The organism is Bacillus siamensis (assembly GCF_051628075.1).
Lineage (GTDB): Bacteria > Bacillota > Bacilli > Bacillales > Bacillaceae > Bacillus > Bacillus siamensis.
The window spans coordinates 2,527,293-2,551,314 of the sequence record NZ_CP155579.1; the positions used below are offsets into that span (position 1 = coordinate 2,527,293).

Below are 24,022 nucleotides of genomic sequence, written 5' to 3' on the forward strand. Positions count from 1 at the left end.
CGAATTGAGTTTTTTAATGAGCAGAGCCGTTCTTACAGAAAATCTAAATTGAAGTGTCCTATTGCGTTTTGATGCTCTGCATCGCGCCTCTTATTTTCCGCTTTAACGTCCGATCCTTTCTGCAATTGCTTCTGCAAAGTCTGACGTTGATGATTGACCGCCAAGATCTCCCGTTTTGATTCCTGCCTTCACGGTTTCCCGAAGTGAGTTTTTTATGCTTCTGTTCGTTTAATTAGAATTCAAATAATCCAAGACACGATCAACTCTTTCATTGACTGAGTAATCTCCTTCAATTTTTAACACTGGACAAGATAAATCTGCCATCCAATGTTCGTGTAAAGCTTTACTTCTAACTTCCATACCAGCATTATCATATAAAGAAGCCCACTCTAAAAATGTTTTTGATTCTTCATATTTACTGCCGCCGGCTAACACTTCGTTTCCATAACGTTGAAATTCCCTATGCCTTAATCTTTCAAGCCGGATATCTTGCGGAATCCATAAGAAGATGACAAGGTCAAAATCACTTTTTAGATCATCGCCCCAGCGGCACACTGCGCCAGAAAGAATCCATTTCTCATTTATTGTTAAGTCTTTTTCAAGCAGCTTTCTTCTTTCAGGAATTTCTCTTTTTTTAGTGAATTTATCTGTCCAATAGTAATCATCAGTATCAAGATGCGTATGAGGCAAATGCTTTGATAATGCAGCACCCAATGTTGAAGTGCCGACTCCAGAGGCTCCCAGTATGTGAATCTTATTTTTCATAGTTCCCCCTCCTTATGAAGCAACGAAACTCCCTGTCCGCTGCACAAGGTTCTGACTGTTATTTTAACATAAATCCCCAAAATCTTTGCTTTTCTAGGGGAATCCAGATGTGTGTTAAAACCATACTGCTTACGAACTTCATGATCATTTTCAAACAGAATGATTAACTTTCTCTCCGGCCTATTTTAATATCTTCATACACTTTCTCAAAAGTCTCAATTGGCAGCGAAAACTTAGTTGTTTTCTCGTTACGCTCATTGACCACGATCTCAATTTGATTATTTTTTTGTTCAAACTCAATAAGTGCATTCTCCAATTTATCTCTGATTGAAATAATACAATTTCCATTTTTCTTTTCCTTTTTCTTATAAATGTAATTCACCTTAACTCTCCTTTCATTGATCGACAAAAGGTTTCGGAATAAGGAAGCTCCTCAAAAAAGGATCAAACCTTTTATCAAGTTTGATCCTTTTCCCTTTACAGTCATCTCACCGGCCAGCTCATTTGTTCATTCGAGTATTTTTTAGTAGGTTACTTCTTTAAAAGTTTGGTTACATTTCCGGAGCTTCCAACCCAAACTTTGTCCATTCCTCTTTTGCCGGGCCATAAATACCTGGAACAGGTAAACCTGCCTGTCTCATAAGAACGGTCATTTGTCCCCGATGATGACTTTGATGTTGAATTAAAAACAGTAAAAGTGAACCATTTGGCAACTGCTGACCCATAAAGCTGATACGTTCTTCAAGTGTATCGTCAGTCCATTGCATTTTTAACGCCTGCACGAACGCATTGCTTGCTTGATGATAGCCGTCAGCTATCAACTGGGCCGAAGCGGGAACAGGATAATCTTCAGCTGGGGCGTGAAATGTTAAATCTGTGTTTGATGTAATGATGCGAATAGCAGCAACAGTATGCCAAGCAATACGGCCTAAAGTCCAATTTTGTGAAGTGATTTCTTGTTTTAGTGATTTATCAGTCAGAGTATTTAATAGTTTCTGTGTCGCATCGGCTTCGAACTCCCAAGATTTCAAAAAATGGTCTAAGGTTTGAAACATAAAAATCCTCCTTTTTTCCATGCGCCTCGCGTTCAATAATCATGCTCCGTTAAGTTAAAACTTTAAACAGACCTGTCTAATGACATTCTTAATAGAATGCCCGATCTGACAATAACACCCAAAACAAGAATCCGACAGATCACTCTATACTTCTTTTTCTTCAATCGATAAAAAGAAGTATAGCTGTTCAAACAGGCTAATAGTTTCGCTTTGCAAAAGTCGATATCGTCTTAGTGATTGAACCGGAGATAAAACAGCTTCCCGTCATCATAGCCACCCAAATCAAAAATGTCGGCTCGGCACCTATTACAATAAACATAAATATCAAGGACAAAATGAAAACAATAACAACCATCATCCATACTTTTTTGAAGATAAAATATCCTAAAATCCCCAACAGAAAAGAAACTGCCGGAAGAATGATGAGAATGATATACGCAGGACTCAACAGCGGACTCATACAAACACCTTCTCATGATTTCAAAACGGGAAATTTCCTGTTTTGTTCAGCGCTTTGTCTAATATCAAGTGATATGAAATGATTTTCCCATAAGTTCCATTCCATTTATTACATATTACACCAATATACTCAATCATATATAGATATTTATTTATTATTGCAGAAAAAAAGCAGCCTTCGGATAGTCTGCTTTTTTCGTCCCCTAGTAAGTCCTGCCGCACCGACTTCAGCACACGCGATTTACCCATGGGATGTCTTCATGTTCTGTTTCTGCAGCGCTAATATTCTCATAATCGTGTGCATGACGCCGCTTTCCTCATTTGATTTAATGACAAAATGCGCCGCATCTTTTATTTCGTCAATGGCGTTTTTGACCGCAAAGCTGTAGGATGCCGCTTCCATCAATTCTTTGTCATTGCGTCCGTCTCCGAACGCCATTGTTTCATCGGGCGAAACCCCTAACAATCGCTGCAGTTCCTGTACGGTTGTTCCTTTGTGTATTCCGATATTTGAAATGTCCATCCAGGTGTCTTCTGATGCTACAATATATAATTGGTGAAAAAATGCATGCAGTTTTTCTCTCGTTTCCTGGCAGTTGGCGTCGGGGTCATGAACCGTAATCTTGATAAAGTCGTCTTTTATCTCAGTGAAATCAGCTATTTTCGTTACATGAGCATAAGAGGCATTCACGAATTTCATTTCACTTTCAGACAGGTTCTCTTTCACCATCGCGCTTTTTTTGGTGCACGCAATAATGCTGTGCCCGCAGCTGATTTTTTCCAAAACCTTTATAATTGACAGTCCCGCTGCATTGCTGATCAAAGATTCATATACGAATTTGCCGTTCTTTTTCATACGCGTGGCACTGTCTCCTAAAATCCAAAAATCTTTCGCATCTTCTCCGAATAAAGCCTCCACCCTTTCACACTGCTTTCCGGTACAGAGGGCGAAAGCGACATGCTGTTCCGCCATTACTCGTTTAGTCTCTTCAAATAATGTTCGGTCAAAATCGCCTTGATTATTTAAAAATGTGCCGTCTAAATCCGTAATCACTAATTTAATCATCGTTCAGCACCTCCGCAGTTAAAACGTCTTTTTCAGACAAACGGTTTTTCATCTTTGAGAATGGCATCAATCGCGTTTAAGACCCCTTCTTCATTGTTGGATTGCGTGATATGCGCGGCAGCCTGTTTAATGCTTTCATGTGCATTGTCCATGGCCACTCCGTATTTCACGGCGGACACCATCTCCAAATCATTCCCGCTGTCTCCGAAGGCCGCGCATTCTTCATCATTTATCCCCCATTGTTTCTGGAGAAGCTTCATCCCGCTTGCTTTATGAAGCCCCGGCATGATCAGATCTATGTCACCGTGCCCGCTTGATACAGGCGTGACGAAAGATCCGATGGCGTTTTTCAATTGGCTCAGAAGTGCGGAACAATGTTCGGCGGGAAAGCTGATGGAAAATTTAAAAATGTCATCATCGATGTTTTCAAAATGCGGCACCCTTTTTAACACATGATAATACTTACCGGCATGCAGATATTCATCTTCACCGGCATTTTCATGAATATACGCGCTTTTTTTTCCGCAGACAATGACGTTTTTCACATCATACCGCTTTAAAGCATCGAATACCGCTTGAATTGTATCTTCAGACATTTTACCCGCGAATAATTCTTCTCCGGCATTCACGACAAAAGCGCCATTCTCAGCAACGAAAGCGATTTCATTTTCGATTTCCGGAAAGAAAAATTTCAGCTGGGCATATTGGTTGCCGCTTGCTACGGCAAATTTAATTCCCCGCGCTTTTAATTCACGATACTGGTTCATAAAACGCTCTTTGTTATATGCCATTTCATCATTCAGAAACGTCCCGTCCATATCAACGGCTATCAGCTTAACACCCATATTGTCCTCCTTTTTTCAGACCCTTGAAGAAATGATTCGAATAGCGTATGAACGAATTATAGCCGCAGTTTATTCGTCCCGTAAATCATTGGGTGACGTCTTGTTCTGAATGACACAATAAGTGATTTGTCACGTAAATATAACGCTATGTTTCTTTTAAAATGATATGTTACGATTAGATGTACATTCACCATTCTCATGAAAAGGAGAATCCCCCTGCATGTTCACACACGAGATGATTGCTTCATTTAACGAGCTTGAAACTTCTTTATACAACTACATCTCTCAAAACAGCGAGAAAGTCGTCTATATGCGGATCCGTGAGCTGGCAGATGAAACCCATGTATCTACGGCTTCTATTTTACGTTTCTGCAAAAAAATAAACTGTGAAGGGTTTTCAGAATTTAAGGTCAAGCTGAAAATGTATGCGGAAGCAAATAAAAAAACAAATGTAAAAAGTCCCCATCATTCCGTTGCCGAATTTTTTGAGAGAACAATGAGCGGGGGCATGGAAGAAAAGCTGAAGAAAGCCGCAGCCCTTGCGGCCGATGCAGAAAGCGTCATTTTTATCGGAGTGGGAAGTTCGGGAATTCTTGCCGAATACGGAGCCAGATATTTTTCATGCTTAGGGAAACTCTCCATGTACATTAAAGATCCTTACTTTCCGGTCCATTCCCATTTCCGCCAAAACAGCATAACAATTGCTCTGTCGGTTTCAGGTGAAGGCCACTCTACGGTCACTCATCTGAACCAGCTGAAACAAGAAGGCAGCCAGGTCATCAGTATTACAAACCATAAACACTCGACCATCGCCAAAATGTCCGATGTAAATCTTTCATATTACGTGACGGAGGAATGGGTTGAAAATGCGAATATCACCACCCAAATCCCCGCCATGTACATACTTGAATCCATGGCACGGGAAGTATACAAGCTGAGAGAATAAACATTCATGCAAAATACCCCCAGCAAGAGAACTGGTGGGCAGGAAAATCGATATGTTAAACAGCTTAGGCTGAACCAGAAACTTTAAACAGCCGAACAGCGGTTTTTCGTCCCGGAATTGGCTTCTTCTATTCTGAAAAGGGCAGCCGTTACAGCCAAAATGTTTCTCCGAGCGCTAATGCTTTCAGTTTTTCCGGAGGTAGTACAAGTCGGTCCCATTCGCTGTGCAGTCTGCTTAATGCTTCCGGGCCTGTATCATCAGCAAGCCGGAATGCCCCGTAATGCATGGGAATGAAGCTGTCAGCCTTCAGCTCCAAAAACGCTTTCACGGCATCTTCCGGATTGATATGTGACACTTTCATCAACCATTCCGGTTCGTACGCGCCTATCGGCATCAGAGCCGCCTTAATATGAAACCTTTCTCCGATTTCTTTAAAGCCTTCAAAATAGCCGGTATCTCCTGCAAAATAGATGGATTCACCGTTTTCGCTTTCTATGACCCAGCCTCCCCAGTGAGAGGTATCGGTATCCCAAAGCGTTCTCCGTGTCCAGTGCTGGGCAGGCACAAATGATATGTTCACTCCCCGCATCTCGAAACGATCCCACCAATTCATTTCAAACACCTTTTTGCAGCCTTTTTTGATGAACAGCTTTTTCAGTCCCGCAGGCACGTAAAAATCCGGGTTTCCTCTCAGTTGTTTTATACTCGGAAAATCAAGATGGTCATAATGCCCGTGTGAAATGAGCACAGCATCAACCTCAGGCAGTTCGCTCAATTCGTATCCGGGATCTGTCAGCCGTTTTTGAAAGCCCATCCGCCGCGCCCATACAGGGTCGGTGATCATGTTAAGCCCTTGTATTTGGATCAGAAATGAAGAATGGCCGATCCATGTAATGGCCGTTTTTGTCCGATTGACGGCAACATCATGAATATCCCTGCCGGCCGCTTTCGGAATGTTCTCGCTTAAGTCTTTACTTTTCTCTCGTCGTTCCTTCATCCATTTCCACATGTCCCTGAATCCATGTTCATTCTTCACGCCATTCAAGTTTTCGTATCTTTTTCTCATGATCATTCTCCCTTGAAACGTGTATTTCGTTCGATTCATCGGACATTTATACAATGTCTGTAAAGGATGCCCGGCTTGCTGCGGCTAAATCTTGAGGCGCTAATTTCACCTGCAATCCGATTTTCCCCGCACTGACAATCATAAACTCCAGTGTTTCGGCGGAATTATCAATAAAAGTCGGAAACCATTTTTTCATGCCGATCGGAGAACAGCCTCCGCGCATATAGCCGGTGATTCTCAAAAGGTCCTTCATGGCAATCATTTCTATTTTCTTCTCACCTGCTGCCTTTGCAGCCTTTTTCAGATTCAGTTCCTTTGCAACGGGAACAACAAAAACGTAATAACGCTCTGTTCCTGCCGATGTTACTAGCGTTTTATAGACATTTTCGGCGGGATATCCGATTTTCTCCGAAACCGAAAGGCCATCCGCAGGCTGTCCCCCATCTGTTTTGTAACTTAATAGCTCATAGGAAATGTTTTGCTGTTCAATGATACGGACGGCATTTGTTTTAACTGTTTTTTTCGCCATGACGCTCCTCCGTTACCTGTAGTTTTTTCTGTTTTATATGATCTTTTTTAGCCGCTGCAATGAAGCTGTCAATTTGATGATGAAGGTTCATTTTCTGCTTCTCTCCTTCCTTCATAACCTATACGCATTAATTCCATAGTTATTATAAATTAGACACATTGAAATGAAAAGCGTACGATACATATATAAGCAACAGTGAGAAAAGAGGGACATTCATGACGTTTATTCAGCCTCATACAAAGGCGTACAGAAAGGCCAGCTTGGCTCTGTTTATCAGCGGCTTTGTGACATTTGCCACGCTTTACACGACACAGCCGCTTTTGCCTTTGTTTTCGGAAGAGTTTCATATTTCCGCTGCGGCTGCCAGCTTAACTTTATCCATCTCAACAGCCGTTTTGGCATTTTCATTATTGGCCGCCGCTTCGTTATCTGACGGATTCGGAAGAAAAAAATTGATGGTGCTGTCGTTAACAGCCACTTCTGTTTTAGGTCTATTAACAGCGTTCAGTCCGGCTTTTCCGGCGCTTTTGGCGATGAGAGGTCTGCTCGGTATTTTTCTGGCAGGCGTTCCGGCTGTCGCTATGACATATGTAGGCGAGGAGTTTGATCCGAAGGGCCTCGGGAAAATGATGGGCCTGTATATCAGCGGCACAAGCATCGGGGGAATGAGCGGGAGGCTGTTAACAGGGCTTCTGACCGATTTATTCGGCTGGCGGCCGGCGCTTGCCATCATCGGCATTCTTTCTATAATGTTAAGCTATTTGTTTTGGCGTTTTCTTCCGGCTCCGCGCCACTCATCTCAGCGGCATGCGGGCGTAAAAGCGGCATTTAAAGAATATGGAGCGGTCATACACCGCAAGCGTCTGCTTTTATTAATATCTCTGGGATTTATATTAATGGGGAGTTTTGTCACTTTATATAACTATATCGGTTTTCATTTAATGGCTGCTCCTTATCATTTGTCGCAGACTGTGATCGGCTTTATTTTTATCGTCTATCTCGCGGGAACGTTCAGCTCTGTCTATATGGGGAAAAAAGCGGACCTTTTCGGAAGTTCAAAAATGATTAAGATTGCGATTTTGATTATGCTGGCCGGTGCAGCGGTGACACTTTTGCCCCAGCTTGCCCTTAAAATTGCGGGCATTGCCGTGTTTACCTTCGGCTTCTTCGGCGCACATTCAATTGCAAGCGCCTGGGTCGGCCGGGCAGCCGGTGATCATCGCGCGCAAGCTTCTTCATTATATCTGCTTGCATATTATATCGGTTCAAGTGCGGCTGGGTCTTGCGGCGGTTTCTTTTGGACGCATTTTCATTGGATCGGCATCATTTCTTTTATTTCGGCTTTGCTGGTGTTGTCTTATCCGGTTTTATTTATGGCGGAATTCAAAAAAAGAAAACATAGCCGCCTGCATATAAATCAATAAAAACATTAAAGGTTTGTGTCTTTTGTCCGATAATAAAAATAAGGCCGGCACGATACTCCCTATAACTATTCCTTTTGATTCAGTAGATTTCAAATATCGTGCCGGCTTTCTTCAATTAAACAACATTCCTCATTTGCCTCACGCTTCTGTTACACACCTGCCCAAACATCTTTCGCATATCTTCCTTCCGCTTGCAGCTGTTCAAGCCAATTCAAGGAAACTTTTGAATCAGTGTTATGCACATTTTCATACGCCTGAAGCAGTACGTTTTCCACAGCCGGAGCCATTTTGCTTCCGTCACCGCATATATAGAGATGGCCGCCTTGGTCAAGAAGCGCAATAATCTGTGCAGCCTCGCGAAGCAGGACATCCTGTACATATACTTTACAATCCTGATCTAACCTGGAATACGCCCGATGCACGGTAACAAGGCCGTTTTTCTCCGCCTGGTCGAATTCATCTTTGTACAGATCGTCTTCTTCAGGATGCCTGCAGCCGAAGTATAAATGAGCTTCGCCCAGGCTGTGACCGGACATTTTTTCGGCAGCCCGCGCCTGGATAAACCCTCTGAACGGCGCAATTCCGGTGCCCGCCCCGACCATAATGAGAGGTGTTTTCGTATTTTCAGGCAGTGAAAAACCGGACTGCGGTGAGCGGATGAAACATACGGCATGATCGCCATTCTGTAATCCGGCTAAATAGTTCGAAGCCACGCCCCGGTATTCTCCCCGGCCGCTCCACGCCGGAGCCGTCACAACGCCGACTGTGATACTGAGCTCTCCGCTTTTTGCCTTCGGTGAGCTTGAGATTGAATAATAGCGCGCCTTCAATGACGGCAGAAGTTCTAAAAAGCGTGCAAACGGCAGTTCACAAGCCGGATATTCTTCCAGCAGATCCAGCATGGTCATTCGTTTTTTCAGCACGTTTTCTTTATATGCCGCGTCATCAGAATAAAGATGCTCCAATTCTTTTTGGTGCGGCGGGCATACCGTATGAGCCGCAAGTTCGCGAAGCTGGGCTCTCGTTGCCGGCTCCTGCAGCTCTACATATGACGCCAAAATCTCCGGCGCATTAACTGCCCGGTCCATTGGCAGATGAGGCAACTGCCGCCCCTTGATCTTAAAAGGCTGATTCGGATCAAGACCGAACCGGCGAATAACACGGCTGATCAGTTTCCCGCTGTTTTGCGGAAGCACCCCAAGATGGTCTCCTTCCTGATAAGTTTCTGTTTCCGGAAGACGCAGTTCAATATGCCGGACTGAGCGCTTGCTGCTTTCGGTATGAAGCTCTTTGTTTGTAATCACTTCCGCCTCAAATGCTTTATACGTTTTGGCAATCGGCGTTTCAGCTGCTTCACTTACGTATTCTATTGATAACTGTGATTTATTCTGCTGTTTTGGAGCGGCTTCTATATGAAAAGCCTTGATGATGTCCTGCCAGAATGAGTCTTCCCAAGCTTCCTGACTGTACTCAAAATCATCGGCATTGTCGCCCTCTCCGAGAGAGGTCAGCCGTGCTGCGCCTTTTTCTTCAAGCACTTTGTCTATAAGGCGTGGGATTCTCTGGTAAGTGGCGGCCCAGTTGCGGTCTCCGCAGCCGAAGACGGCGTAAGAAACACCCTTTAATTCCTGGTCTTCAAGGGTTTCCATCCATTTCACAAAACCCGCCGCATTATCAGGCGGCGCTCCGTTGTAAGAAGCCGTAACAATAACGACAGCGCCTTTTACAGGCAATTTCCCGGCATAATCATCGAGCGGGCCGGTTTCAGTTGAAAAACCTTTACTTCTGCCGATGTCAGCCAGCTCTTCCGCGATCCCTTCCGCAGTTCCTAAATTTGATCCGTAAAGAATGAGAAGCGGAGTTCCGTGGGACGGTATTTCTTCCGTTTCTTCTTTGTGACCGCTGTTTTCAGCTTTACAGTTCTGTGCGGGCTGCTGATTGGACACGTCCTTGTTTTTCACACGGATTTTAAAATCACCAGGCTTAATGGTTAAAGCTTCTTTAATCGTAAGCTCATAATCCGTGTGATCAATCAGTTCAAAGTGTTTAAGGACAAGCCCGAGCACCATTGTCGCTTCCTGAAGGGCAAACTGCATCCCGATGCATGCGCGCTGTCCGTTTCCGAACGGCTTATACGCATCGGCCGGAATTGCCGCGGGATCACTGAACCTTTCCGGGCGGAATAACTCGGCATCCTCTCCCCACGCACTTTTATCCCGGTGCAGCTGCGGAGTCAGAATCGTCACCGGCTGTCCTTTCTCAATCGGATATTTTCCGCCGAGAACCGTATCTTCCTTCGCGTAGAGGGAAAATGCCGGGGCAGTCGGATAAAGCCGCAATGTTTCGTTTAACACCATGCGGATATATGTCAGCTGCTGAATCTGCTTATATTCAGGTGTCTCTCCCGTCAGCACCCGTTCGGCTTCCTCAACGGCTTTTTCCAATTTATCTTTATTTTTCAGCAGGCAGTAAATCGCGAATGAAAGCAGTCCGCTTGTGGTTTCATGCCCGGCGATCAAAAAAGTAATGATTTGATAGCGGATATTTTCATCATCCAGCCTTTCACCCGTTACAGGATCTTTCGCTTCAAGCATCAATGATAAAAGGTCAGACAGATTCTCATCCGGATTTTCCCTCCGCTCAGCAATAATCCGGTCTACGAGTTCATTCATCACTTCAATATCCTGCTGGAACTGATGTCTCGTTTTGATCATCAGCTTGTCCTGCAGGCTGTGTCTTTGTGATTGGCGCATTGCCTCCTGCAGCGCACGAAGCATGCTCGTGATAAAAGGATGCTGTGTATCGCGGTAAAAGCTGTTAAAGCGGTAACGAAATCCGCACAGGCCAATTGTATCCAGCGTCAGGCGCGTCATATCTTCAGCGACGTCAATTTCTTCGTTCGGATTTAATCTGCTCCACTTCTGCACGAGCTGCATGGCAATATCAAGCATCATTGAGTGATAGCCTTTCATTGCTTTCTGACTGAAGCTCGGCAGTAAAATCCGATGCGCTTTCTGCCAATTCTTTTCGTTTGTCCAGCTCGTAAATAATCCGTCACCGCCAAATTCACGGACTTTGAGCAAGGCTTTGCTGAGGTTTTTGTCAAATCGCTTTTCATCACACACTTCTGCTGCAAGTTCACGGCCTGATACGAAAACCCCGACAGAGCTCGGAAATTCAAAACGAAAGATCGGGCCGTATTCTTCGGCAATTTTCCAAAGCGATTGTGAAAGTTTTTCTTTTTCCAGGTGAGGGAGATTTTTCAGTGGTCCGTATGTTTTCGGCTGCGGTATAGCGTTTAGCTGTTTCATATCGATCTTCCTTCCTTCTGCGAATAATTAATGAGTTCGGATGGCGTCCCAAGAGCATTGCTCCAATTCTTTCAGAAACGGTTTTGTGATCTCAACGCTTCCCGTCCGGACAAGCTGATAGAGTTTGAGATATGCCCCTAGCAAAATCGCCATCAGCACATCGGACGGCAGATTCCGGAGCACGCCTTCAGACTTGCCGCGCTGAAAAAAGACGTCAAGCATCTGTGTGATTTCATCAAGAAGCTTACGGCTCGTTTCATTCAGAAAGTAGGCGTCCTTATTCGTTTCAAGAAAAAACAATGCATACTCGCTTTCCTTCGTAAAATCAATCAGGCAGTAAAAAAGGTGATGGAACCCTTCTCTTACAGATATTTTCGAAAAATCAGTTTTGACTTTTTTCATAAAACGCTGCGCACTTTCCTGATACAGCACATTAACAAGCGTTTCTTTACTGTCAAAGTAACGGTAAATTGTGCCGGTTCCGACATCCGCCTGAGCGGCAATCATCGGAATCGTCGTTGCGTCAAATCCTCTCTCTGTAAACAAAGTAAGCGACGCTTTCATAATGAGTTCAACTTTGTTTGAAGCTGTCATCTAATCCCCCTTTTAAACGCGGAATGAATATTCATTCCGTTTGTTCAAAAATAATGTACGGTCATCTGATCATTATTGTATAAGAAAAAAACTTTTTTTAATATAAAACATGTGTGAAATAGCCAAAAATAAGGAAATATGCCCAATTTATAAAAAAGAGCTGCCGTGACTTAAGCAGCTCTTTTATTTCCCAAGAAATATTCTATTTAATGGCAGTGATAAAATGGAATGAATCTCTGCTGACAACTGAAATGTCTCTGAAATGCTGATCACGCAGCACCTGAATTACATCATTTTCGCTCATTCGTGAAGGCTTCAAAACCATATAAAAGGACCCGTCAATTTGAAGCACGCGGTACACTTCTTTACATGCTGTCCGGTAATCGCTGACCGTTTCAGCAGTATGTAACGAGAAGACTTTATGAAAGCTGCGGTCGTCGAACGGAATGCTTTCAGGCCGCCCATGCTGAATGTTTCCGAGTCCGGCTTTTATGGCTGAACGGTTTGCGCGCTGTGTTTTCCGTATTTTACGTTTTGATGTTTCTATACTTTTAAGACTGCCCTTTTCAAGCTGTCCGATGATTTGTTTAAACATTGAGCCGTTTCCGGTTCCGATTTCCAGAATGCGGTCGTATTCCTGTATATCCATCATGATTTGCCGAATGACTGGTTGTGCCGGTTCTGATGTAGCAAAGTATTTCGCGCGCATTCGTTTTAATGCTGAAGATGTATGTTGCAACATTGTATAACACCCGCTTTTCTATTTCTGTGATTTATTATTCAGAAATAATATTACCTCCTATTAGTACGAGGTGCTAATTAGACGCACTTCTCTTCATAAATGTTTCGATTTAATTGAAATTTATATCAGTTTTCATAAAAAAAAGACGGAAAACGTAGGTTTTCCGCCTGCTCTAGTACCAATAATACGGTGTTATATATCTTGTCTGCCGGGAAAGCGCCGCCATTCTCTGACGGCGATACGGGTTGCCGTAGCCGTGTTTAAATGAATGGGGCATTGACGCATACCCGTGTCCGATAGATGGAATTCTGTTCTGTCCGTCCTGCATGCTATCACCCGCTTACCGATTTTTCTTTACCATGGTATGCAGGCCGTCTGCGCGGTGACAGCAAAATTCCAGCTAAACCTGGTCCTTCTCCATTGTGTAATGATTCAGCAGTTCAATTCTGAACATGATGATCTCCTCCTTCTTCTCCATTTTGGCTCTTTTTGTTCACTCAGTTCATATAAAAATGTTTCATCTGGCGTTCTTTCGCTTCATTGTAAAACTCTTCGACCTGCTGTTCTCGTTCATATTCTTCAGCACTTTTAAAACGCTTTGAAATGGTCAGTGTCAAAAAGAAGAGATTAATGGTCATTATCGCTCACCCCCTTTCAATATCCGCACAGGCGAAAATAACCCGCAGCAAACTTCATATGTGCTGCGGGCAGACTAAATCCGCAGACAAAAGAAGCAGGTGCTTCTTTCCCTGCGGGGAGCTGCGAATGTCCTAAACTCCGAAATTAACGTGCTTAACAGGCAGAGGTTAAGGAAGGACACGAACTCTTCCACAGGCTGAATCGGTTCAATTTTCGGTTTTGCTTGCCGTTTAACGTTGTCATGTGACTCAACCTCCCTTTGCTTTTTTTCTTACTTTGTAAGTATATCCACCGTCTTCCAATTTGTAAACATTATTTTCAAGATTTGGACGGAAAATGTGTTGGAATTCCGCTTCAATTGTCCATGTTTTCCGGCATCTTTCTTACCTCAGGAAACTCTTTTCATCCCTTGTTTATTCTGATCCTTTTTTGAATATGCAATAAAATAAATAAGGCCGACAAACACTGCGCCGCCGATCACATTCCCGATAAAAGCCGGAATGAGATTAAGAATCAGATCCCCCCATGAAAAAGAGCCTGCAAAAATTGCAGCCGGGATGATAAACATATTGGCGACAACGTGCTGAAAACCGATTGCGACAAACGCCATAATCGGAAACCATATACCCGCGATTTTACCGGCTCCGTCTTCTGCCCCGAAAGAAAGCCAGACGGCTAAACAGACAAGCCAGTTGCAGCCGATCGCCGACACAATGACTTTTCCAAACGGCATATCCAATTTGCCTTGTGCGACCGCAATCGTTTTTTCCAAATACGGTCCCGTTTCAGTTAATCCGACAACATGTCCGAAAAAGTAAGCGACAAACAGCGCGCCGACAAGATTCATTAACGTCACGATCATCCAATTTTTCACTAAAGAACCGGCGGATATTCTTCTGGAAAACAGCGCCATGGATACTGACATCATATTTCCCGTAATCAGCTCCGCGCCGGCAAGAACGACAAGCACCAGTCCGACGGGAAACACAGCCGCGCCGATTAAGCTTGACAGGCTGCCCCATTCTTTCGGAAGATCTCCGATGACACGGATATCAAGCAAATAACCGAGTGCGATAAACGCTCCTCCTAAAAATCCTAATACGATCAGTGCTGAAAGCGGTGATTGCACCTTTTTTACCCCTGATTCGACCGCAAGCTCCGCTATTTCGTCCGGTTTACGAAAAGCCATCATTAAACCCCTCCATTATCAATTCATCCGGCAGTTTTCAAAAGGAACTTAATAAAAAAGGCAGCATTCAAACAGCCCGTCTGAAACGGGTTTGAATGCTGCCTAACTTGTATGCATACCCATACAACAATATCAAGCAGAATGAAAATGTTAGCTATAGAACATGTACAGTTCATGCACACATTCCATAAAAAATCGTCCTTAAGCCACTGCTGGCAGTTCATATCATATCAAATGTGACAATTTCGTGTCAATTGAATTTTTTTCAGCTTTTGATTTCTTCTCGGCGCTCTTCAATTGTTCGGTCAAATACGAATACAGACACCGCAATATTCTCTTCGATCTTGATGTCTGAAAACAGATGCACGAGCTTTGCCCCGATGAGCTCTTCCATTCCTTCAGGCGTTTGTTTTGAATACAGCTCCTGAATTAAGCTGGTCCGCGCTGCGTGAACCATTTCTCTTCCTTCAGGTGTGCGTGCGATAAACTGCTCACTTGCGCTTAAATTGCCGTAAAGCGTAGATACCGCCATGTTATCCACAAAAACGGTGTGAATTCGTTCCGGCCCTTTTCCAAATAATTCTTTGCGCAATTTCCGAATAATATCGTTAAATTCATGGATTTTTTTAGACATATTGTCCCCTCCGATTTCAGCCTATGAAAGACATTCCCGGTTCCCCTTTGTAGCATTTCACCTGGTTAAAGTTTTCCTTTCGTATTGTATTATAATAAATATCACCTTATAATAAAAGCAGTGAAGATGGATTCGTAATAGGAAACGTGTTATGAGTCTATCGTTTTATACAGATAGGATTGGTCTGTTAGTAAGACTTGCTAGTGAACTATTCCGCCATGCGTATTTATACCGATCTCTGCACAGGAGGCCGGTATCTATGTGCATGGCTTTTTTCGATTTTAAAAGATGGAGGGGAATTGGAAGTGACAGACGTTCAGTCTATCCGTGTCACAATCGACGGCACGGAGTATGAAGCACCAGAGGGGACTAAAATTTTAGATATTTTAAATCAAAACGGAATTGAGATTCCGCAAATATGCCATGTACCGGAAGTGGATCCGATTCAAACATGCGACACCTGTATTGTTGAAGTAAACGGAAAATTGCAGCGCTCTTGTTCCACCGCAGCAGAAAACGGAATGTCAATCTCGCTTACGTCGGGAAGGGTAAAAGAGGCTCAGACAGAGGCCATGGACCGCCTGCTCGAGAATCATCTGCTTTACTGTACAGTCTGCGATAACAACAACGGAAACTGCACGCTGCATAATACAGCGGAAATGATGGGAATTGAGCACCAGAAATATCCGTATACGCCGAAAGACGATTCAAAGTGCGCGGTGGATATGTCTCACCCGTTTTACCGCTATGATCCGAATCAATGTATCGCCTGCGGCCAATGTGTGGAAGTATGCCAAAACCTTCAGGTGAATGAGACCCTTTCCATTGATTGGGAGCGCGACCGCCCGCGGGTCATTTGGGACGAAGGCGTCGCCATTAATGAATCTTCTTGTGTCAGCTGCGGCCAGTGTGTCACTGTCTGCCCTTGTAACGCACTGATGGAAAAATCAATGCTTGGCCAGGCCGGATTTATGACCGGCATCAAAGAAGACGTCATGGAGCCGATGATTGATTTAGTCAAAAATGTGGAACCCGACTATACAAGCATCTTCGCCGTGTCAGAAGTGGAAGCGGCTATGCGCGATAAACGGACGAAAAAAACAAAAACAGTCTGCACGTTCTGCGGTGTCGGATGCTCTTTTGAAGTATGGACAAAAGGACGTGACATCCTGAAAATTCAGCCTGTTTCCGATGCTCCGGTTAATGCGATTTCCACTTGTGTCAAAGGAAAATTCGGCTGGGACTTTGTGAATTCGGAAGAACGGATTACAAAACCGCTCATCCGGAAAAACGGCGCATTTGTTGAATCGTCATGGGAAGAAGCCCTTGACCTTGTCGCTTCAAGACTCGGTTCGATCAAGGCTGAGCACGGCAGCGGTTCTGTCGGTTTTATTTCTTCTTCTAAAATTACGAATGAAGACAACTACGTCATCCAAAAATTAGCGCGCCAAGTATTTGAAACCAACAACGTGGATAACTGCTCACGCTACTGCCAGTCACCGGCAACGGACGGCTTATTCCGCACCGTCGGTATGGGCGGAGACGCCGGCACAATTAAAGATATCGCAAAAGCGGGCCTCGTGCTCATCGTCGGCGCTAATCCGGCGGAAGGACATCCCGTTCTGGCCACACGCGTGAAACGCGCGCATAAGCTGCACGGACAAAAATTAATTGTTGCCGATCTGCGCAGAAATGAAATGGCTGAACGGTCCGACCTCTTTATCAGCCCGAAACAAGGAACTGACCAAGTCTGGCTCATGGCAGTGACGAAATATATGATTGACCAGGGCTGGCACGATCAAGCGTTTATTGATGAGAATGTCAACTACTTTGAAGATTATAAAGAAACGCTGAAAAAGTATACATTAGACTATGCGGAGCGCATCACCGGACTTTCTCAGGATACGATCATCCGCATTGCCGAAATGATTCGTGATGCAGACGGCACTTGTGTTCTTTGGGGCATGGGCGTTACTCAAAATACAGGCGGCTCTGATACATCAGCGGCGATTTCCAATCTGCTGCTAGCCACAGGAAACTACCGCCGTCCGGGTGCCGGAGCTTATCCGCTGCGGGGACATAACAACGTTCAAGGCGCTTGCGATATGGGAACTCTCCCGGGCTGGCTTCCGGGATATCAGCATATTACCGATGATGCGGCCCGCGCTAAATTCGAAAAAGCTTACGGTGTCGAGATTGACGGCAAGCCGGGTCTTGATAATATTGAAATGCTCCATGCGATTGAAGAAGGAAAGATGAAGGCGATGTATCTTGTCGGTGAAGACATGGCGCTCGTCGATTCAAACGCCAACCATGTTCATGACATTTTATCCAGCCTTGATTTCTTTGTTGTGCAGGATATTTTCCTTTCAAGAACGGCGCAATACGCGGATGTCATCCTGCCTGCGGTTCCTTCTCTTGAAAAAGACGGAACATTTACAAACACAGAGCGGCGTGTGCAAAGATTGTATCAGGCGCTTCCGACGCTTGGTGATGCAAAACCGGACTGGTGGATTATTCAGGAAGTCGCCAACCGTTTAGGCGCTGATTGGAATTACACGCATCCAAGCGATATTTTCTCAGAAATGGCGAGCCTTTCTCCGCTGTTCGGAAAAGCAAGCTACGACGTTCTTACCGGCTGGAACAGCTTCTTATGGGGAAGCTTTACGGGAGAAAGCACTCCGCTTCTTTATGAAGACGGCTTTAACTTCCCTGACAAAAAAGCCCGTTTTGCCCTGAGCGATTGGGTGGAGCCTGCCGTATTCCCTGAAGAATATGACTTGCACATTAATAACGGGCGGATGCTTGAACATTTCCACGAAGGAAATATGACAAACAAATCTAAAGGCATTCAGTCTAAAGTGCCGGACGTATTTGTTGAAGTATCGCCGGAGCTTGCGGCTGAACGCGGAATTTGTGACGGAACAATGATCCGCCTCGTCTCTCCTTTTGGAGCGGTTAAATTGAACGCGCTTGTAACAGACCGCGTCCGCGCAAATGAGCTTTATCTGCCGATGAACTCTACAGATAAAGATTCGGCGATTAATTTCCTGACCGGGCCAGCGTATGATTCACGGACACATACGCCTGCCTATAAGCAGACAAAAGTCCGCATGGAAGTGCTCGGTTCCTGTGATACTCCGCCGCTTCCGAAAACGAATCCGCGGAACAAAAAACGTCATCCGCAAAATGGTGTGGAAGCTCAGCGAAAATGGAACCGTCCGGGCTATGTGCACTTAACTGATTAAGGAAAGGAGGAAGCATTATGGCAAGCCCAATTACTGAAATTCAAAAAGAAACAAAAACGGAGGAACAGCTGAAAGCAGAAAAGCTGGAAGAGCTGAAGACGCTTCTCGCAGAAAATGAAGAAGCCGTCGCGAAAACGATGTCTATTATGGCTGAGCTGAATGGCTTGGGCATTTTTGATGCCGCCGGCTATATGCTCCAGGCGAAAGAGGAAATTGCCAAAATCGCACTCGGACAGATTTCCCGGGAACCTGTCACAAATCTCCTGAATACGATGATGGCAGCGGGAGGCGCGCTGTCAAAAGCTGATCCTGAATTTATGGGCAGACTTTTAGAAAGCGTCATGGCTGGAACGGAACAGGCGCAAAGCTTTTTAAAAGAAGACCGGAAAGTCAGTATGTTTGAACTGATGAAAGCCGCCGGTGATCCCGATATTAATCGCGCGCTCGGCTTCGGTCTGCAGTTTTTAAAAGGAATGGGAAAAGAATTACGGGAAACGCCGTCTGAGTAAGCAACGAAAAAGCCATTGTCTTTTGACAATGGCTTTTTTTTATTCCTCGGCTTCTTCCAGCCTCTTTTTATAAATAAGTGAACGGTCCACGCAGAAATAAGCGCCCGCTAAAAATACACAATCCGTTACAAACATCAGCATTTTCTGGCCCGCAGTCAGCCCTTGTCCAGGAAGAACCGCGCCGATATAAATGAAGGTGCTGACTGCAAGCAGAATAAATGCGTAATGCTTAAAATCTTCTATTAATGATTTCAGTCTTTTCTTCTCCATATAAAGTCACCTGCCAGTTTTATAGTCTAACAACATTATAATATAAGCTGGCAGCCGACAGAGAATGTAAATCTATCCAATCTTTATAAAAGTGAATCAAGCGCCTGTTTCACATCCGCCGTTAAATCCTCAGTATCCTCAATACCGACTGAGATCCGGACGAGCCCGTCTGTTATGCCAAGTGCAAGCCGGCGGTCGCGCGGGATTGAAGCATGCGTCATTCTGGACGGCACGGAGATTAAGCTTTCAACCGCTCCTAAGCTTTCCGCGATCGTAAACAGGTTCAATTTTTCTAAAAATGCGTCCACGCGTTCGCTGCTGCCAATATCAAAGGAAATCATTCCGCCGAAACCGGAGCTTTGCGCTTTTGTCAGCTCATGGCCCGGGTGTTTCGCTGATCCCGGATAGTAGAGCGTCTGAACGGCATCATGCGCTTCAAGCAGCTCGGCGATTTTTCCGGCGCTGTGATTGATAGCATCCATTCTGAGTCCCAGTGTTTTAATGCCTCTCATTAAAAGCCATGAATCCTGCGGTCCTAAAACGCCGCCTGTTGAGTTTTGCACGTAATGGAGCTTTTCACCGAGCTCTTTATCCGCCGTCACGACTAAGCCGCCGACGACATCGCTGTGGCCGCCGAGATATTTTGTCGCGCTGTGCAGCACGATGTCAGCGCCGAAGCTGAGCGGCTGCTGGAAATACGGCGTGTAAAACGTATTATCGACGATAAGCAATACGCCCGCTTCTTTTGCGATGTCAGACATCAGTTTGAGGTCAGTCACTTTCAAAAGCGGGTTTGTCGGCGTTTCGATATAAATGGCTTTCGTATTCGGACGGATGGCTTTTTGGACTTTTTCTTTGCTGCTCGTATCGACAAAGTCCGCTTCAATGCCGAAGCGGTTCAGCACGCCTGTCATCACCCGGTAAGTGCCGCCGTATACATCATCCGTCAAAATAACATGATCGCCGCTGTCAAACATCATCATGACGGCTGTAATCGCAGCCATACCAGAACCGAATGCATATCCCGCCGCGCCGCCTTCAAGCTCCGTAATTAAACTTTCAAGAGCCGTCCGCGTCGGATTGGCCGTTCTTGAATATTCATAGCCCGTGTGCTCGCCCGCTTTCGGCTGCTGGTACGTGCTTACTTGATAAATCGGTACGGAAACCGCTCCGGTCTTTTCATCTCCCGTAATTCCTCCGTGCACCATCAGCGTTTTTTTCTTCATCTTACTGACCTCCTTGGAAAATGTTTTTGCTTATATAACGATCGCTGCCATCTGGGAAAATGGTGACGATATTTGAGCCGGCGGGCGCTTTTTTCGCTTCTTCCAGCGCCGCATATAGAGCCGCCCCTGATGAGCTTCCGATTAAAAGGCCTTCTTTCTCGGCCGCTTCTCTGACAAACGAAAACGCCTTATCGTCTTCCACCGTGTAAATGGCGTCAAAATGGCTCTCGTCCATATAATCCGGGATAAACTCCATACCGATGCCTTCCGTTTTATGGGCGTGCGGTTCTCCGCCGTTCAGGATGGAGCCTTCGGGTTCAACGATCACCGTTTTGACGGCAGGATTTTTTTCTTTTAAATAAGCTGCCGTTCCGGCAAATGTCCCGCCGGAACCTGCTCCGGCGACAAAGGTGTGGATATTGCCGCCGAGCGCGTTCCAAATTTCGGGACCGAGTGTTTTATAGTAAGTCAATGGATTTACTCGGTTTTTAAATTGCAGAACGGCATAAGAATTATTAATCTCTCTCTCCAGCTCAAGCGCTTTTCGGATGGCTCCCTGCATGCCTTCTTCTCTCGGCGTATGCACAATGTCCGCTCCGAGGGCTTTCATAATCTGCTGCTTTTCTCTGCTGAAATGCTCCGGGACGCAAAAAACGGCGCGAAGCTGATGCTTTCTGGCGCACAGAGCGAGTCCGATTCCGGTGTTCCCGGCTGTCGCTTCAATGATAACGCCGCCCGGTTTCACCTTGCCCGTGCGAAGCGCATCTTCAATGAGCATCTCGCCCAGCCTGTCTTTAATGCTGCCGCCCGGATTCATCATCTCAAGCTTAGCATAAACCGCTGTTCCCTCCGGTATATCAAAATGCTTGAGACGGAGCAGCGGTGTATTTCCGATCAGTTCTGTAATATCTGTTATCACGTTCAATATTGTGTCCTCCCCCTGAAAGCGGAGGAGAACGAGAATCCCCCGCTTAGTGAATTCGTTTGATGACATTCAGGACAAGCTCAGTTGAATGAACGGCTGCCTGTTCTAAAAATTTATCAAATGAAACGTCAGATTCTTTTCCGGCAATATCAGATAGAGCTCTGATGACAACAAAAGGCGTTTGGAACTGGTGGCACACCTGTGCGACAGCTGCAGCTTCCATCTCAACCGCATACAAATCCGCAAACTTGGCGCGTACGTCTTCAACCCGCTTCGGATCATTCATAAAAGAATCTCCAGTAGCGATTGTGCCTTTTGCGACTTGAATGCCGTTCAGTTCAGAAACCGCTTCCTCGGTAATGCTGATCAGCTTTTCATCAGCCTTGTATGCTGCCGGAAGACCCGGCACCTGTCCGTATTCATAGTCAAACGCCGTCACGTCCACGTCATGATGGCGGACATCTGTTGAGATGACGACGTCTCCTACATTCAATGTATGATGAAATCCGCCCGCTGAGCCTGTGTTAATCACATAATCAGGTTTGAAACGGTCAAGCAGAAGCGTCGTGCTGATCGCCGCGTTGACTTTTCCGATGCCCGATTTCAGCAAGATAACTTCGACGCCTTCATAGCTGCCCGTCGTAAACTCACAGTGAGCGATCATTTCTTGTTTTGCGTCTTTCAGTTTGCTTCTTAAAATCGTAACTTCTTCTTCCATTGCTCCGATGACTGCCAGTTTCATTTATACACAATCCCTTCGATTTACCGTTTAATCGCCTCCATTATCCAGACAAAGTCGTTTTGCTGCGTAAATCTTGCGGCAAATCCCTCAGCTGAAAAGATGTTTTTCATTGTCCCGAGTGTCGGATAATGTTCCGTCTTTAAATCGTCCGCTAATTGGTGATAGCCGTTTCGGTTTGCTTTTCTGACGGCTTCCCCGTATGCTTCATGGTCTTTAAAGACGGTATCGGCAAACACTATTTTATCATGCTTCTGAAGGATTGTGCCATATTGCTTTACAGCCGCGTGCTTTTCTTCATCGGTTAAATGATGAAATGCGTACGAGCTGACGATGGTATCTATTTGGAAAGGCGGAGCAGGAAACTCCAGAAAATCCCCGTCACTGAACACAGCTCTGTCAGAAAGCTTGTCAGCTGCCAGTTTTCTCATTGACGGTGACGGTTCTACACCAAACACTTTTTTGTTCGCGGCGGCTAATTTCGCCGTTAAATTCCCTGTGCCCGGTCCGAACTCTAAAACGTTAGAACCCGAAAGTGCGACGATGCTGTCAAGAATCTTGTCATACCCTTTAAAGACATCAGCATATTGTTCGTCAGCTCCGTGCACCGTGGCGTCATAAGTCGCTGCCCAATCTTCAAATAAAGGAATAAATTCACGGCCCATATTTTTCACTCTCCATAATTTATAATTCCTATGAGTATAGTATGGATTAATCATGGAACAGTTCCTATCCTATCACAAAAAAGAGCGAAAGGGTACTAAAATACTTTGGGATTATTGCACAATTACAGCAGAAAGGCTTATACTTTCATTGACTCAGAAGAAAAATCAGGAGGATCTATACTGATGAATTTTCAATTGGATTTAATAAAAGATAAAGTAGAATTTTTTGAAGCGGCATCTTTGCAGGAGCTGGAAAAGAAAATAAACGTACAGATTGAAAACAACCAGGCGATTATGCTTCGCGTCCGTTCGGTATCCCATCAGGTGACGGCCGTTGACGGCAGAATTCTTTACAGCGCGTCGGTGCATTTTTCAGCTGACGTATGACAGAAAAAAAGCAGCTGAAGAGTCAGCTGCTTTTTTGCGGTTATTTTAAGGTTTCTACTTTTGTCGGCTTCCAGCCTTTTTTGTCTTCCCAAGTGATAGTGACCTGATACTTTTTGCCGTTCGTTTTGTCTAAAACTTTACCCTTCGCATCTTGCGGGCTTCCATTGTTTCCGAGCCACAGCACTGTCATGTGATCTTTTGACACGCCGGTTGCGTAAGAGATGGCGTCAAGCATTTCGGACCAGTCTTCAGAGCTTGAGTCATACGTCGCCGCATGTTCTCCTGTCTGCTTTGTGCCGACCGGTTTCCATTTTGAGTTAACAATTGTTTTATCGACATCGCTGGATGAGCCGCCCTCTGTTATTTTTGCTCCTTTAAAAGGATCGCTTGAATCAGAGGCTTTTTTGCTGTCATCACTTTTCGATGAATCATCGTCTTTTTTGCTGTCAGAGTCTGAAGATGAATCGGATTTGTCCTTATCCTGTTTATCTTTTTTGTCATCGTCTGATGCCGTATCTTTTTTGCTGTCTTTTATGTCCTCATCTGATGTCTGCTTCGTCTTGCTTGATGCAGGGGTTTCCTGCTTCTGGCTCACGTCGCTGGACGGACTGTTGATGAAGAGGCTGACTGCAACGACGACAATAAGAATAGATACGATAGCAATTAAAATGTTAAGCACCAAATTTGCTTTTCTGCGCTTATCACGGTTTTCAAAACGAGATTGTTTATTGCTCAATCATTCTGCACTCCTTTATCCCTCTTGCTCAGCATATATTTTAACATGGGCTG

At 44.9% G+C, this 24,022-nt stretch carries 26 protein-coding genes; 5 read left to right on the top strand and 21 right to left on the bottom strand.

Going from position 1 to position 24,022, the window contains the following annotated elements; all coding sequences use genetic code 11:
- Positions 1-228: 228 nt before the first annotated feature.
- From ABDB98_RS12305 to ABDB98_RS12330, 6 genes are all read right to left on the bottom strand, one after another.
- The gene (locus tag ABDB98_RS12305; protein ID WP_438420276.1) at positions 229-765 is read right to left on the bottom strand and encodes an ATP-binding protein; all 537 of its coding nucleotides are present in this window, start codon (positions 763-765) and stop codon (positions 229-231) included.
- A gap of 163 nt (positions 766-928) precedes the next feature.
- Positions 929-1,147, bottom strand: a complete 219-nt coding sequence (locus ABDB98_RS12310) for a hypothetical protein (protein ID WP_438420277.1) — start codon at positions 1,145-1,147, stop codon at positions 929-931.
- Positions 1,148-1,316: 169 nt separating this feature from the next.
- On the bottom strand, positions 1,317-1,820 hold the full coding sequence (locus tag ABDB98_RS12315) for a DinB family protein (protein ID WP_438420278.1): 504 nt from the start codon (positions 1,818-1,820) through the stop codon (positions 1,317-1,319).
- A 196-nt stretch (positions 1,821-2,016) separates the two neighbouring features.
- A complete protein-coding gene (locus ABDB98_RS12320; RefSeq protein WP_438420279.1) occupies positions 2,017-2,280 on the bottom strand; it encodes a DUF2651 family protein in 264 nt (87 codons plus the stop codon).
- A gap of 240 nt (positions 2,281-2,520) precedes the next feature.
- Entirely contained in the window at positions 2,521-3,345 is an 825-nt protein-coding gene (locus tag ABDB98_RS12325; RefSeq protein ID WP_438420280.1) for a Cof-type HAD-IIB family hydrolase, read from the bottom strand.
- 32 nt (positions 3,346-3,377) lie between these two features.
- Positions 3,378-4,190, bottom strand: coding sequence for a Cof-type HAD-IIB family hydrolase (locus ABDB98_RS12330; RefSeq protein WP_438420281.1), 813 nt, complete (start codon positions 4,188-4,190; stop codon positions 3,378-3,380).
- Positions 4,191-4,410: 220 nt separating this feature from the next.
- Here ABDB98_RS12330 and ABDB98_RS12335 point away from each other — a divergent pair, with 220 nt between their 5' ends.
- Positions 4,411-5,136 (top strand): MurR/RpiR family transcriptional regulator, encoded by a 726-nt coding sequence (locus ABDB98_RS12335; protein WP_438420282.1) that lies wholly within the window; start codon positions 4,411-4,413, stop codon positions 5,134-5,136.
- A gap of 148 nt (positions 5,137-5,284) precedes the next feature.
- On the opposite strand, the gene ABDB98_RS12340 is transcribed toward ABDB98_RS12335, so the two are convergent.
- Both ABDB98_RS12340 and ybaK read right to left on the bottom strand, forming a co-directional pair.
- Entirely contained in the window at positions 5,285-6,202 is a 918-nt protein-coding gene (locus ABDB98_RS12340; protein WP_438420283.1) for an MBL fold metallo-hydrolase, read from the bottom strand.
- A 46-nt stretch (positions 6,203-6,248) separates the two neighbouring features.
- Complete coding sequence (gene ybaK, locus ABDB98_RS12345; protein WP_438420284.1) at positions 6,249-6,731, bottom strand: Cys-tRNA(Pro) deacylase; 483 nt, start codon at positions 6,729-6,731, stop codon at positions 6,249-6,251.
- A 215-nt stretch (positions 6,732-6,946) separates the two neighbouring features.
- Between ybaK and ABDB98_RS12350 the strand changes: the two genes are divergently transcribed.
- Positions 6,947-8,155, top strand: a complete 1,209-nt coding sequence (locus ABDB98_RS12350) for an MFS transporter (RefSeq protein ID WP_438420285.1) — start codon at positions 6,947-6,949, stop codon at positions 8,153-8,155.
- A 149-nt stretch (positions 8,156-8,304) separates the two neighbouring features.
- On the opposite strand, the gene ABDB98_RS12355 is transcribed toward ABDB98_RS12350, so the two are convergent.
- The 7 genes from ABDB98_RS12355 to ABDB98_RS12385 form a co-directional block, all read right to left on the bottom strand.
- Positions 8,305-11,466, bottom strand: a complete 3,162-nt coding sequence (locus tag ABDB98_RS12355; RefSeq protein ID WP_438420286.1) for a bifunctional cytochrome P450/NADPH--P450 reductase — start codon at positions 11,464-11,466, stop codon at positions 8,305-8,307.
- A 27-nt stretch (positions 11,467-11,493) separates the two neighbouring features.
- Positions 11,494-12,060 (bottom strand): TetR/AcrR family transcriptional regulator, encoded by a 567-nt coding sequence (locus ABDB98_RS12360; RefSeq protein WP_016938851.1) that lies wholly within the window; start codon positions 12,058-12,060, stop codon positions 11,494-11,496.
- 202 nt (positions 12,061-12,262) lie between these two features.
- The gene (locus tag ABDB98_RS12365) at positions 12,263-12,802 is read right to left on the bottom strand and encodes a class I SAM-dependent methyltransferase (RefSeq protein ID WP_045926782.1); all 540 of its coding nucleotides are present in this window, start codon (positions 12,800-12,802) and stop codon (positions 12,263-12,265) included.
- Positions 12,803-12,974: 172 nt separating this feature from the next.
- A complete protein-coding gene (locus ABDB98_RS12370; RefSeq protein WP_201025252.1) occupies positions 12,975-13,130 on the bottom strand; it encodes a hypothetical protein in 156 nt (51 codons plus the stop codon).
- 169 nt (positions 13,131-13,299) lie between these two features.
- The gene (locus ABDB98_RS12375) at positions 13,300-13,440 is read right to left on the bottom strand and encodes a YrzI family small protein (RefSeq protein WP_016938849.1); all 141 of its coding nucleotides are present in this window, start codon (positions 13,438-13,440) and stop codon (positions 13,300-13,302) included.
- A gap of 389 nt (positions 13,441-13,829) precedes the next feature.
- Positions 13,830-14,630 (bottom strand): formate/nitrite transporter family protein, encoded by an 801-nt coding sequence (locus ABDB98_RS12380; protein WP_045926805.1) that lies wholly within the window; start codon positions 14,628-14,630, stop codon positions 13,830-13,832.
- Between the two features lie 265 nt (positions 14,631-14,895).
- Positions 14,896-15,264, bottom strand: coding sequence for a DUF2294 domain-containing protein (locus tag ABDB98_RS12385; RefSeq protein WP_016938847.1), 369 nt, complete (start codon positions 15,262-15,264; stop codon positions 14,896-14,898).
- 305 nt (positions 15,265-15,569) lie between these two features.
- On the opposite strand from ABDB98_RS12385, the gene fdhF reads away from it, so the two are divergent.
- Both fdhF and ABDB98_RS12395 read left to right on the top strand, forming a co-directional pair.
- A complete protein-coding gene (gene fdhF, locus ABDB98_RS12390; RefSeq protein WP_316098482.1) occupies positions 15,570-18,512 on the top strand; it encodes a formate dehydrogenase subunit alpha in 2,943 nt (980 codons plus the stop codon).
- A gap of 17 nt (positions 18,513-18,529) precedes the next feature.
- Positions 18,530-19,021 (top strand): DUF1641 domain-containing protein, encoded by a 492-nt coding sequence (locus ABDB98_RS12395; protein WP_438420287.1) that lies wholly within the window; start codon positions 18,530-18,532, stop codon positions 19,019-19,021.
- A gap of 39 nt (positions 19,022-19,060) precedes the next feature.
- On the opposite strand, the gene ABDB98_RS12400 is transcribed toward ABDB98_RS12395, so the two are convergent.
- From ABDB98_RS12400 to ABDB98_RS12420, 5 genes are all read right to left on the bottom strand, one after another.
- Complete coding sequence (locus tag ABDB98_RS12400) at positions 19,061-19,291, bottom strand: YrhC family protein (protein ID WP_007408222.1); 231 nt, start codon at positions 19,289-19,291, stop codon at positions 19,061-19,063.
- A gap of 83 nt (positions 19,292-19,374) precedes the next feature.
- Complete coding sequence (locus ABDB98_RS12405) at positions 19,375-20,517, bottom strand: bifunctional cystathionine gamma-lyase/homocysteine desulfhydrase (protein ID WP_438420288.1); 1,143 nt, start codon at positions 20,515-20,517, stop codon at positions 19,375-19,377.
- A 1-nt stretch (position 20,518) separates the two neighbouring features.
- Positions 20,519-21,442 (bottom strand): O-acetylserine dependent cystathionine beta-synthase, encoded by a 924-nt coding sequence (locus ABDB98_RS12410; protein WP_438420289.1) that lies wholly within the window; start codon positions 21,440-21,442, stop codon positions 20,519-20,521.
- Between the two features lie 46 nt (positions 21,443-21,488).
- The gene (mtnN, locus tag ABDB98_RS12415) at positions 21,489-22,184 is read right to left on the bottom strand and encodes a 5'-methylthioadenosine/S-adenosylhomocysteine nucleosidase (protein ID WP_060964679.1); all 696 of its coding nucleotides are present in this window, start codon (positions 22,182-22,184) and stop codon (positions 21,489-21,491) included.
- A gap of 20 nt (positions 22,185-22,204) precedes the next feature.
- Positions 22,205-22,846 (bottom strand): class I SAM-dependent methyltransferase, encoded by a 642-nt coding sequence (locus tag ABDB98_RS12420; protein WP_438420290.1) that lies wholly within the window; start codon positions 22,844-22,846, stop codon positions 22,205-22,207.
- Between the two features lie 183 nt (positions 22,847-23,029).
- Between ABDB98_RS12420 and ABDB98_RS12425 the strand changes: the two genes are divergently transcribed.
- Positions 23,030-23,233, top strand: a complete 204-nt coding sequence (locus ABDB98_RS12425; protein ID WP_003152771.1) for a YrzA family protein — start codon at positions 23,030-23,032, stop codon at positions 23,231-23,233.
- 40 nt (positions 23,234-23,273) lie between these two features.
- On the opposite strand, the gene ABDB98_RS12430 is transcribed toward ABDB98_RS12425, so the two are convergent.
- Positions 23,274-23,969, bottom strand: coding sequence for a YrrS family protein (locus ABDB98_RS12430; RefSeq protein ID WP_438420291.1), 696 nt, complete (start codon positions 23,967-23,969; stop codon positions 23,274-23,276).
- Positions 23,970-24,022 lie beyond the last annotated feature (53 nt).